Source organism: Methylocaldum sp. (assembly GCF_035627495.1).
Classification (GTDB): domain Bacteria; phylum Pseudomonadota; class Gammaproteobacteria; order Methylococcales; family Methylococcaceae; genus Methylocaldum.
In genome coordinates this window covers 41604-54246 of record NZ_DASPLO010000158.1, presented here as the reverse complement: position 1 = coordinate 54246, position 12643 = coordinate 41604, and the positions used below count along the sequence as shown (strand labels likewise).

The 12643-nt window shown below is 61.0% G+C and carries 5 protein-coding genes; 4 read left to right on the top strand and 1 reads right to left on the bottom strand.

Annotation, left to right across the window (positions count from 1 at the left end; all coding sequences use genetic code 11):
• Positions 1-249 precede the first annotated feature (249 nt).
• The 4 genes from VEB01_RS13410 (at position 250) to VEB01_RS13395 (ending at position 11294) form a co-directional block, all read left to right on the top strand.
• A complete protein-coding gene (locus VEB01_RS13410; protein WP_324876235.1) occupies positions 250-6705 on the top strand; it encodes an alpha-2-macroglobulin in 6456 nt (2151 codons plus the stop codon).
• An 88-nt stretch (positions 6706-6793) separates the two neighbouring features.
• The gene (gene pbpC, locus VEB01_RS13405) at positions 6794-9064 is read left to right on the top strand and encodes a penicillin-binding protein 1C (protein WP_324876233.1); all 2271 of its coding nucleotides are present in this window, start codon (positions 6794-6796) and stop codon (positions 9062-9064) included.
• Positions 9065-9326: 262 nt separating this feature from the next.
• Positions 9327-10256, top strand: a complete 930-nt coding sequence (locus VEB01_RS13400) for a multicopper oxidase domain-containing protein (RefSeq protein WP_324876231.1) — start codon at positions 9327-9329, stop codon at positions 10254-10256.
• Positions 10257-10274: 18 nt separating this feature from the next.
• On the top strand, positions 10275-11294 hold the full coding sequence (locus VEB01_RS13395) for a multicopper oxidase domain-containing protein (RefSeq protein WP_324876229.1): 1020 nt from the start codon (positions 10275-10277) through the stop codon (positions 11292-11294).
• A gap of 122 nt (positions 11295-11416) precedes the next feature.
• Here VEB01_RS13395 and mltB read toward each other — a convergent pair whose 3' ends face one another.
• Positions 11417-12607, bottom strand: a complete 1191-nt coding sequence (gene mltB, locus VEB01_RS13390) for a lytic murein transglycosylase B (RefSeq protein WP_324876227.1) — start codon at positions 12605-12607, stop codon at positions 11417-11419.
• Positions 12608-12643 lie beyond the last annotated feature (36 nt).

Here is a 12643-nt window from a genome sequence, read left to right as displayed (position 1 = left end):
CGGATCGAATTCACTATCTATATTTACTGCTCGTAACGAAAGTAAAACCACATCGTCACCCCGGCAAGGAAGGGGCCGATTAAAGGCCCGTTTGCGATTTGGAAGGATCGCGATTAAAGCGACCGTTTGCGATTGGAAGGGCGGCTCTGGCGCTCCCGGAGACGCCGTTTGCGATTGGAAGGGGTGACGGGTAACTGGCATTTCTTTCATTACCGGCAGAAACGGAACGGTCGGGGAAAAGGCGAAATTATGATCGGATTACCACGGGGATTTTGGAAAGTCTTTACTTTTTTGCTGTTGCCAGCGTTCCTGTTGGTTCTTGCCGGTTGCGAACGGCGCCATGAAGCGGTGAGCCCATCGGTATACCTCCTTAACCACCAGCAATGGACGCCGCTGCTAGTACTCAATTTTGCCCAGGAGGTAGCGCCGCTGGATGACGCGGGCAAACCTCCGGCCGCTATGCCGCAACTGGATCCCCCGGTTTCCGGCGCGTGGCGCTGGCAAGATCCTTCGCGCCTGGTCTTCGTACCGGATAGTACGACTTTTCAACCCGATTCGCGCCTGAGGATCTCTCTAAACGGAGTAAACCTGCGCGAAGGCTATGGCTTCAAAACCCGGACACTGGTCTTCCGGACTCCGCCCTTGGCGATCGTCCGTCAGGAATGCCGCTGGAAGGATATCTTGGAAGCGCCCATGCGCCGTGCCTTGGAAGCCTTGGTGGAATTCAACTATCCGGTCGACAATCCTTCTTTCACGGTCATGACGGGAGAAGGCCTAAAGGTACCGCTGCGCGCGGGCCGGGGCTCCCGCATCACCGTCGCCTCCGATCCCCTGGTGCGCCCGAACCGGGACGGCACCCTGCGCTTCGAGATCAAGCCCGGCATCATCCAGCTGAGGGATCGCAGTACCGCCGGGGCGTCAACCACTCTAGCCAAAGGCGCCGCCTGCCAACTCCCGATGATTCGCAGTTCCTGGGACAGGATCGACGAGCCGGTGAAAAAGCCGCCCACGGTCACCGATATCCGCGTAGATTTGAATGACGGCAAGTTCGCCGTACGGCTGCAGGGCCGGGACCTGGCCGAATCGGCGAAAAAGACCACGGCCGGAGAGCAGGTCGGCAGCGGGGTAACCGTCAACCCCGCCGTGGACGGAACCTGGATCTACGGGGACTCGGCAGCGGGTGCGGACCTGCTTTTTACGCCTGCCAGTCCGGAAATGCTGAAGCCCGGAACATCCTACGAAATCGCCGTCACCGCCGAGGCGTTCCCTCGTCTCGTCTTTGCAAAGCCTAGGGTTTCGACGACTATCAAAACACCGGAAATGACGGGCTCCATCGCCGGCATTCAACTGTACAGCGACCCCGTCGATCCCAAGATCAAACGGGTCACGGCCACCCTCTCCTTCGCCTATCCGCCGCAGCGGGACAGCCTCGCGGCGAAGACGTCCGTGCGCCTTCGGGTCGAGCCCGCCAAGTCCTTCGACGATAGCCGGGTACGCTCCATACCCTTCGAACTGATCTATGACGAAAAGGACCCCCGGCTCGCCTATTTGAAGACCGTAGCCATCCCGATCCCGGAAGAGCCCGGCGCAGTCAAGATTGCCTTGGATAAAGGCGTGATTTCCAGCCTGGGCGGTGAACCTGCGGGACGGGGATCCGAGCGGAATCTCGCCATTCCGGGTGCCCGGGATTATCTGAAGGTCACCGATCTCGCGACCCGCGATGTCATCAAGGAAGACGGCGACATCGAGCGTCTACTCGTACTCCGGACCACGGTTCCGCTCAAGGAACCTTCCGCGTTGTTCAGGTCGGTCGAAGCCTATTTGTTGCCCGACTGCCGGGAGCAAAACCCGGAGCGGCCCGCCCTGTGCGCGGAAAAAGACATCTTGGAGTGGCAGAGTGCCGACCAGGCGGGTCAGGACACCATCACGCTCTCGAAGGCAATTCCGGTCTCTGCGCGGGAATCCGACGACGAGGACAAGACTCTTCATTACTTGACCTTCTCGGCCCCGGAAAAACGCCAACTTCTGGTCAAGATCAACAAGGGGTTAGAGAGCGTGGACGGTTTTCGCCTGGACAAGGATGCCCGTTATCTGATTAAACTCGGGGAAAATCAGCGGGAGCTCAAGATTCTCCACAACGGCGCCCTCCTAAGCCTGACCGGAACGAAGAAACTCGGCGTAGCGGTGCGCGGGGTGAACAAGCTTCACATGGAACTGCAACGGGTGCTTCCGCATAACATCCATCATCTGGCTCAGTTTACCCGAGGTGCCTTCCAGCAACCCTCGTTCACAGTGCCCATCGAACATTTCGCGGAACGCCTCGGCTACGACGAGATCCTGCCCGCCGGCAAGGAAATGGAGCGGCAGTATTTCGCCGTGGATTTCGCCCGCTTCGTCCGCAACAAGGGCTACTCGCCGCGGGGACTGTTCCTCCTCTCGGTATCGGAAAAAAAGGCCGACGCATCCGTCCCCGCCGAGCCCTGCCCCCCCGAGGATACGTCGAACGCCGACTGGGAAGAAAACCCCAAGGCGGAGGAGCCCGCCGAAGACGGACGAAGCGGCTGCGGGGAGACCTCCGGGGACGGAAGCGGGACGGACGCGACGGAAGTGGGTGCGACCGTGCCCGAGGATCGCCGCCTGGTGCTGTTGACTGACATAGGCTTGCTGGTCAAGACCGGTTCCGACGGCCGCCAGGATGTCTTCGTGATGTCTTTCCGCAGCGGCCAGCCGCTGGCCGGGGCGCAGGTTTCCCTGCTGGGGAAAAACGGCGTGCCGATATTTTCCGGCAAAACCAACCAAAAGGGCCGGGTGAGCATCCCCTCGGCCGAAGGCTTCAAGGCGGAAAAGACGCCCACGGTCTACCTTGCCGAAAAGGACGGCGACCTATCCTTCCTGCCCTTCTCCCGGGACAACCGACTGCTGGACGTCTCCCGTTTCGACATCGACGGGCTGCGCGACACCGCCGATTCCCTGCACGCTTATTTGTTCTCCGACCGCGGCATCTATCGGCCGGGGGATACCGTGCACATTGGGCTGATCCTGCGCAAACGAGATTGGTCTCCCTTGCCCGCCGGCCTGCCTCTCAAGGCGGTGATCACCGATCCGGAAGATCAGGAAATCTGGAGCCGGACCCTCGCTTTCGGCACCGAAGGTTTCGAGGAACTGAGCTGGACGACCCCGGAAGCCGGCAAGACCGGCACTTACCGCGTCGAACTGTTCGTCGCCGACAAGCAGAAGAAATCCTTGGGGCTCACTACGGTGCGGGTGGAGGAATTCCAGCCGGACCGGCTGCAGGTCAAGACCGAGATCCTCGGAGCGCCGGCCGGGGGCTGGCTAGCTCCCGAAGACTCCAAGGCCAAGGTCACGGTACGCAACCTGTTCGGCACACCGGCGGCAGGCAACATCGCCAAACTGGAAATGACCGTGCGGCCCTGGTTCGGCCAGGTGCCCGGATTTCCGGACTACCGGTTTCGGGGCACGGTCGCGGCCAATATTCCGGAGCTGCCCAGAGATCTGGGCGAAGTGACCACCGATGTCCAGGGCGAAGCCGGCTTCGACCTGCCTCTGGCCGCCATCAGCGAGCCCGTATTCGAAATCGCCCTGGCCGGGGAAGGCTTCGAGAAGGGCTCCGGGCGTTCCGTGGTTAGCGTGGCTTCCGTCCTAGTTTCCAAACAGCCCTTCCTGCTGGGCTACGCCGCCGACGGCAGCCTGGACTACATTCCGCAAGGAACCCGGCGCAGTTTGAATTTGCTGGCCTTGGGTCCGGACTTCCAACCGAAGGCTGCCGACGCCATCACCGCCGAAATCCATGAAACGCGCTTTGTCTCCACTCTGGTGAAGCGGAACGACGGCCTCTACGCTTATCAGTCGGTTATGCGGGACGAACAGCGCAAGACCGAGCAGATCGCTCTCGCCGAAGGGCGGGCCGGCCTGACCTTACCAACCGAAAATCCCGGCAGTTTCTTCGTCGTGTTCAAGAACGCACGCGGCGAGGAAATGAACCGAGTGTCCTATACCGTGGCCGGCGAAGGGAACGTGTCCCGCAACATCGAACGCAACGCCGAGCTGAACCTGAGCCTGAACAAAAAGGAATACCGGCCGGGAGAGGAAATCGAACTGCAAATCGTCGCCCCCTATCAGGGTGCCGGGCTCATCACCATCGAGCAGGACAGGGTCCTCGCCAGCCAATGGATCAAGACCGGCACCACGGCTTCCACTCACCGCATCACCCTGCCCAAGGGAACCAGCGGCAACGCCTATCTGTCGGTGGCTTTCGTCCGCTCCCTGGATTCCAAGGAAATCTATATGAGTCCCCTCAGCTACGGGGTGGTTCCCTTTGCCATTTCCCGGCAGGACTTCACCAACGAGGTCAAACTCGAGGTACCGGAAACGGTTCAACCCGGCACCAACCTGGACGTACGTTACCGAGTCAAGGAGGCTACCAAGCTGGTGCTCTACGCGGTGGACGAAGGCATTCTCCAGTTCGCCCACTACCACAATCCGGCGCCTCTCGACCACTTCTTCCGGAAGCGCGCCTTGCAGCTCAAAACCCATCAGATTCTGGACCTGATCCTGCCGGATTACGCCCTGGTGCAGAAACTGTCCGCACCGGGCGGGGACGAAGACGCCGAAACCTTCGGCAAGTATAAGAATCCCTTCGCCCGCAAGCACAAGCCCCCACTGGCATTCTGGTCCGGCATCTTGGACGCCTCGCGGGGCGAGCATAGAGTATCCGTGCCGGTGCCCGATTATTTCAACGGGACCATCCGGGTGTTGGCGGTGGCCGCCAATACCAGTCAGTTCGCCGTGTCCGCGGCCCGTACCGTCGCCCGCAATCCCTTCGTGATCCAGCCCCAGCAACCGCTGGCGGTAGCGCCGGGAGACGAGTTCGACATGGGAGTCCTGGTGGCCGATACCACCGGCGAAAGCGGGGAAAAGACCCTGAAGGTTTCCGTCGCTGCCGGCGATTCACTGGAATTGCTCTCGCCCAATCCGCAAACCCTGACCTTGGGACCCGCTCGGGACGGGATGGTGCGCTTCAAGGCGCGGGCCAAGGATAAGCTCGGCCCGGTCGCGGTGCGCTACCGGGTTGCCGGGGACGGGCGGGAAACCGGCTATAGCGAGGAAATGAGCATCCGCCCCGTTCAATCCCTGCTCACTACCCTGCAAAGCGGCGTGCTGCGGATCGAGGAGCAACGGTCCGGTAAAAGCCGGGGACTCGATCTGACACGCACGGTATACGATGAACAGCGTTACGCCGAGTTGGCGGTCGCCATGACGCCTACCGCCTACCTCCGCGGCATCGTCGAGTTCCTGAAACACTATCCCTACGGCTGCACCGAACAACTGGTCAGCCAGGCCTTCCCGTCGGTAGTGCTGGGCGCGAACCCGGAACTGGGCCTATCGTCCGGGGATGTGGATAAACTGCTGGACCGAACCCTGCACATCCTGCAAACCCGTCAGAAACACGACGGCAGTTTCGCCTATTGGTCCGTCGCCGACGCCGGCAACCCGTTCTACTCCATGTACGCCACCCATCTGCTGCTGGAAGCCCGGGAGCGGGGCCTCAAGACGCCCGTTGCGATGTTCGAGCGGGCCATGAAATACGCCGATCAATACTCCCAGGAGCGGCATTACGCCTGGCCGGACCACGAAGCGCAGGCCTATGCTCTCTACCTGCTGGCCCGTAACGGCCAAAATGCGGCCGAACGGCTCAAGGCCTTCGAGGCCGAACTGGAGCGGCAGTGGGACCAAGGCGGAGCGGCGGCCAGCCGGGTACGGTTCTTCCTCGGCGCCGCCTATAAGCTGCATCATTTGGATGCCGATGCAGACCGCTTCTTCGGCGAATTCCAGCGCCAGTGGAAAAAAACCGGGCTGCTGCCCTGGAACATTCAAAACAACCCTGAGGCGATGAGCCTATACCTTTACCTGATCAACAAGCACGCCCCCGATTTCATAGACACCCAGGACCCGCAATTCGGGCGCTATCTATTGGAATTGGCCCAGGACCTGGTGAAACAAAGGATCAGCTCCTTCCGGGGCTCTATGGCCGTGCTCGGCCTGGGAAGCCTCTGGACACGCTTCGACCAAGACCACGGCAAAGCCTTCAGCGTGCTCGCCGGCCAGCCGCCGTTACCCCTGGATTTACAGGGCAAGACCATCAAGCGGGCGGTTCTGGAACGCTCGGCCCGCCCCCTGGAAATGCGCGGTGACGGTACCTGGAATCTCTACTACCAGTTGACGGAGCGCGGCTACGACCGGTTGCTACCAACCGAGCCCATCAGCCAAGGCCTCACCATCAACCGAATGCTGCTGAACGGAAAAGGCGAAAAGGCCGAACAGTTGGATTTGGAGGATAAGCTGCACATCCGCTTCGCCCTGCACTCGGACCGTACCATGAAGGATATCGCGGTGGTCATGCTGATCCCCGGTGGCTTCGAAATAGACCTGGGCGAGGAAGGGCTAGGCTCCCGAAAATCCCTGCCCATCGCCGACAAACCCTTGTGGCAGCCGGACTACATCGATGTTCAGGAAGACCGGGTGGTATTCTTTGGCGGTCTCGACGGCAGCGAAAAATATTTCGAGTTCCGCCTGAAGCCGCTGAACTCAGGGACGTACACGGTGCCTCCGGCCTTCGCCGAAGGCATGTACGACACGGACATCCAATATCGCGGCCTAGCGGAAACCATCCGGGTGAAGGAGTGAATCCCTGCCGAAATCCGAACTTTCGAGATTAGCCAAACTCGGATGGAGCGCGACGAGTCTGTGCCTGCTCCTGGTACTCGGGTGGGCATTGATAGGGTCGGTTCCGCCGCCCCTTTTAGTTAACCGGGCGAACGGGTCTTACGCGGTGACCGACCGGAACGGACGGCTGCTGCGCCTGAGCTTGACCTCCGACGAGAAATACCGCCTGTGGACTGCGCTCGAGGAGATACCGGAGGCCCTTCAGGAAGCGACGCTGAATTACGAGGACCGCTGGTTCCGCATCCACCCCGGCGTCAACCCCTTTGCCCTGGCCCGGGCGGCCTGGCGCAGTTTCGTTGCCGGGGATCGACGGATGGGCGCCTCCACCCTGACCATGCAACTGGCCCGTCAGCGCTGGCGCCTCAGGACCCACACCTTTTCCGGAAAGCTCCGGCAGATCGGCTACGCCCTCTGGCTGGAGAGGCATTTTTCCAAGCGCGAATTGCTGGAAGCCTATCTAAATCTCGCTCCCTACGGCGCCAACATCGAAGGCGTCGGCGCCGCCGCCCGGATCTATTTTCACAAGCCCGCCGCCGAACTTTCCCAGGACGAGGCCCGCGCCCTCGCGCTAATCCCGCAAAATCCCAAACTGCGCGCGCCGTTTACCACCGACGGCAGGCAGACTCTGCAACAGGCTTGGCGGATCGCTTACGGCGACGATCCCGGCATCGAACGGCTGTGGTTCCGGCAACGGGAGGAATTGCCGCTTAGGGCGCCGCATTTCGCCGAGCGCCTGCACGAACTGTTCCCTGGCAAAGGAATCTTGCCTTCCACTCTGGACCCGACGGTACAAGGTCTGACGGAAGATCTGTTGAAGAGCTTCATCCGCCAACACCGGACCCAAGGCATCGTCAACGCGACAGCCATGTTGGTTCATGCGCCCTCCATGGAGGTGCTGGGTTATGCGGGTTCAGCCGACTATCTGAACGCCCGTATCCAAGGCTTCGTCAACGGCCTCAAAGCCCGGCGATCGCCCGGTTCGACCCTCAAACCCTTCATCTACGGGCTGGCTCTAGATCAGGGCCTGATCACGCCGGACACCCTGCTCAAGGACGCCCCGCTGCGAATAGGCGAATACCAGCCGGAGAACTTCGAGCGCAATTATTACGGTCCACTGTCCGCGACCGAAGCATTAGTGCGCAGCCGCAACATCCCAGCCGTCGCCCTGCTGGCCCGGCTGCAAAAGCCGACCCTGTTCCAGTTTCTGCGCCAGGCGGGACTGCGCCTGCCGAGAGAGGAATCCTACTACGGGCTGACCCTGGCCGTGGGTGGGGCCGAAATATCTATGGAAGAATTGCTCGTCCTGTATGGCCTGCTGGCCAATGGCGGCGAATACCGGGACCTGCGCTGGCTGAGAGCTTGTGAAAAAACTTACTGCGCGACGGATCTTTCAAAAGCTCCGAGCATGTCTGCACCGAAAACCCCGGAGAACCGACGTCTTCTCTCGCCGGAAGCGGCTTTCCTGGTCCGGGAGATGCTGGAAGCGAATCCGCGCCCGCAACGTAGCTTCGGCGTGCGATCCTTCGGTTACGATATGCCCGTCGCCTGGAAGACCGGCACCTCTTCCGGTCTCAAGGATGCTTGGGCGGTAGGATTGATGGGGAACCTCTTGGCCGGCGTTTGGATCGGCAACTTCGACGGCACGCCCAATCGCCAACTGGTCGGACGGGAGCTGGCCGGGCCTCTGCTGTTAGGCATCCTGGAAGCCGTTAGCCTGGAACGTTCGACGGATGGGGCCCGACCCACGCCACCGCCGGGATTGAAACGCGTGGAGATTTGCCCCCTCTCCGGAGCCCTGCGCTCACCCTGGTGTCCCCATGGCAAGTCCGGCTGGATCATCCCCGGCGTCTCGCCCGTAAAGACCTGTACGGTGCATCGGCAAATCCGCGTCGATCCGGCCAGCGGCCTGCGGCTGTGCCGGGGCGAAGAGGAGCGGGGGGAAACCCGTGTGGCCGAGTTCTGGGATGGAGATGTGCTCGAACTGTTCCGTCTGGCCGGGGTGCGCAGAGATGCCCCGCCGCCTTTCGAGCGGCCCTGCGAAGACTTGGCCGGTGGCGATTCGGGCGCCCATCCGCCCACCATCGTCTCCCCGCAGCCGGCCATGACCTATCCGACTCGCGCCGAAGGCGGAAACGCCATCGAATTCTCCGCCGTCGGTTCCGGCGGCCGCCATCGTTTGTTCTGGTTCGTCGACGACGCATACGTGGGCGAGGGCGATACGGTCCTGTGGCCTGGGCGGCCGGGCCGTTATCTAGTCCGCGTTGTCGACGATCAAGGCCAATCTTCGGCGACAATTCTCACAGTAGTTTCCGCCGAATAACGCCGACGCCCGCGCTGAGCTTTTTGCCGCATCACACACGGCATTTCCCGCACCGGAAACCGGCACAAGATCGCAAGCCATTGATCTACTTTTCCTCTTCCGCTGGCCTGCAAATTGCCATCTTTAGCCGCCGGCATTCGCAGGTCAGCCTGATCCGCCCTCGCGAATCTTCTCAGAGCTCGTCCCAAGCAATTCATCCAACCCGGGCTTTAGCCCCGGAATGAATCGCTCGGCTATTAATCCTCCATAAAGAGTGTAAAACGTGGAAAAAACTAAACCATTAAAACTAAGACATGTCTTGCCCTGGTGCCTCGCGGCCTTGTTCGGGCAGGCTGAAGCGGCAACCCAAAACTTCACACTGTACGTCTCCTCCGGGACCTGGCCCATCAATGGTGCCGGCGGCGCCGTTGTCAACGTCTGGGGCTATGGCGACCAGGCTGCCAGTCCGAAGATACCCGGTCCGGCCCTGACGGTCTATGAAGGCGATACCGTCAACCTGACCGTCGTCAACAATCACTCGCTGGACCATAACCTGGTGATTCAAGGGGTCAGCACCGATCTTTCGGCCATCCCGCCCGGCGGCAGCAAAATCTATTCATTCACCGCACCCAGCGCTGGCACGTATCTTTATTCCGACACGCTCAACAACAACGTGAACCGGGAGATGGGCTTGTACGGCGCCTTTGTCGTCCGGCCGGCGGACGGCAGCAACAGTGCCTGGACCGGAGGTCCCGCCTACACCTTCGAACGCACCTGGGTGGTCAGCGACATGGACAAGCCGCGCTGGAACGATGTCGCCGGCTTGGGCGGCACCGTCGATACCGCGGTCTACAAACCCACACACTTTCTCATCAACGGCCTCGGCGGATTCGACGGGATGATGGACGCCGCTACGACCATCGACGGCATGGTCGGCGAGACGGCCTTGGTGCGCATCATCAACGCCGGGCAGTACAGCCAGTCCCTGCATTTCCACGCTAACCACTTCAAGGTTTTGACGAGCAACGGCGTGCGTCAGTCCAGCCCGTATCAGGAGCTCGACACCATCAACGTGCCGCCCATGACCACTGCGGATGTGCTGTTCTATCTGAATCAGCCGGGGCATTACCCGATGCACAACCACACCTCGCAGATGGAAACGGCAAATGGCGTCTATCTCAACGGCGTCAGCACCATGATCATGATGCACTGATTACGGAGACCAAGATTTATGTCGATCGGAAACTACGAAAAACTCGCGCTGGCTTTGCTGCTCGGCGTCGACCTGCTAGGTTTCGGTACGGGTGCCGAAGCCGCCACGATCAATCGCAGCTTTTGCGTCAGCTCGCTGAGCAAATCGCTCAGCGGCCAATCGGTGCGCTTCTGGGGCTTCGGCGACTGTGGCGGCATGGGTGGAATGGGCGGAGGCGGCATGATGGGCGGCGGAACGTCGCCGGGCCCCGCGATCGAACTGGGCGCGGGAGATACGCTCAATCTGTCGCTGATGATCAACATGATGACGCCCCAGGAAGCGGCCCCCTACAACGGCCATACCATCCATCTGCACGGGGCCGACGTGCCCACCTCCGAAGACGGCGTGCCGGAAACCAACAACAACAAGGTGAACGGCGATACCTACACCTGGACGCCGCAAACGGGACATGAAGGCACCTACATGTACCACTGCCATGTTCATACCGTGAAACATCTGGAAATGGGCATGTACGGCGCGATCGTCGTTCGGCCCAAAGATGCCGCCGGCAACCTGCTCAACCAGATCACCCCCAATCCGGCCAGCGCCTACAACTACTCGCAGATCTACGTGCTCGGCACGGTGGACCCGGCCTATCACACGGTGACCGGCGATTCGACGGTATTCGGCGATTACAATCCGCAGTATTTCCTGATCGACGGCAAGGAAGGAAAAACCACGTCCGCACCGGCTTTATCACTCACTGCGGCGACATCGAAAAAAGTGGCGCTGCGGCTCGTCGGACTGCACTCCACCAACAGCACCTTCGCCATCAAGGACAGCGCCGGAAACCTCAAATCCTTCACGATTTACGTCCAGGACGGGCGAGCCCTCCCGACCCCGAAAACCGTGACCAGCGTGGACGTCTCCCCCGGTCAGCGGTTCGATGTGCTGACGATCTTACCCACCAAAAGCGGAACCTGGTATCCGCAAGTCACCTACAAACGGCTGCGGGATAACTCGCCCTATGCCACCGTTTACGGGAAGATCACGTTTTAACACTCCCCCGTTCAGGCCGTGCGCCGCTATTGGCTCAGACGAAAAAAGCCCGCTTCGTGCGGGCTTTTTTCTAGGCAAATACCGTCATAAGAGCGGTAGGAGACTCAAAGGCACGGCCCCCATTACTGCAATAGAGCCACACTCTCGAAATAACGCAGCTTGATCGCCTGCGCAAGTTGATGCACGGCCATGGCGTAGTGAGTGCTGTGGTTGTAGCGGGTGATCACGTAAAAGTTCTGATGGCCCAGCCAGTATTCGTCGCCGGAATTGCCGCTGAGGCGGAGCAAACGCACCGTGGAGTCGCGGCCCAACGAGGCGGCGACGGGTTGAATTCCGTAGCTGGTCAAAGCCGCCAGCGAATAGCGGGTATCGAATCCGGATTCGAGATTTCTGGCCATGATACTGCCCCGGGCCGCGGTCACCACCGGCTCGTCCGGCTGCCAGCCATGGGCCGCGAAATAATTGGCGATGCTGCCGATGGCGTCCACCGGGTTCCACAGATCGCGATGGCCGTCGTGATCGAAATCCACCGCCCATTGCAGGAAACTGCTCGGCATGAATTGGCCGAGGCCCATCGCGCCGGCATAGGAGCCCACCGGATAGGACGGATCGACCCGTTCGTCCCGCGCCATCAGCAGGAACTTCTCCAGCTCGGTCTTGAAATACTCGCCGCGGCGCGGATAGTCGAACGACAGCGTGGTCAGCGCATCGATCACCCGATGGTTGCCGATATTGGCGCCACAAATCGTCTCCACCCCCATGATCCCGAGGATGTACTCGGGCGGCACGCCGTACAGCGCGCCGGCGCGTTTCAACTCCGACGCATAGCGGCGCCAGAAGGCGACTCCGCTGGAAATGTGCTTCTCGGTGAGAAACTTGGCGCGATAACGCGACCAGGCGCCTGGTCGCGGCTGTGCGGCGCTGGACTCTTTGCCCAGGTAATCGAGCGTCCACTGCTTGCGCTTGGCTTGCGAAAACACGCCGTTCAGATACTCGCGGGAAAACCCGTGCCGGCTGACCATTTGGTCGATGAACTGTTGCAACTCCGGGTAGCCGGCGTAATCGCCGGTGATTTGGGACACCTTGTAGTAACCGCCGCCCGATGAACCGCTGCGGACCGAACGGTAGGACGATTCGGGCATGCGCGGCGCAGCCGCGGCCTGTTCAGATGAGTTCCGGGGCAACCGGGCCGGATGAGCGACATTGGCCTTGCCGATTTTTTTCGGCGGCTTGGCAGGTGACCGGGTAGCGCAGCCTGCTACTAGGACTGCCGCCAATATCAATAGGACCACGGGTTTCAGCTTTACGGTCATGGGTGTCTCGGAACGGGGAGGAGCAAGGGCCGAAAG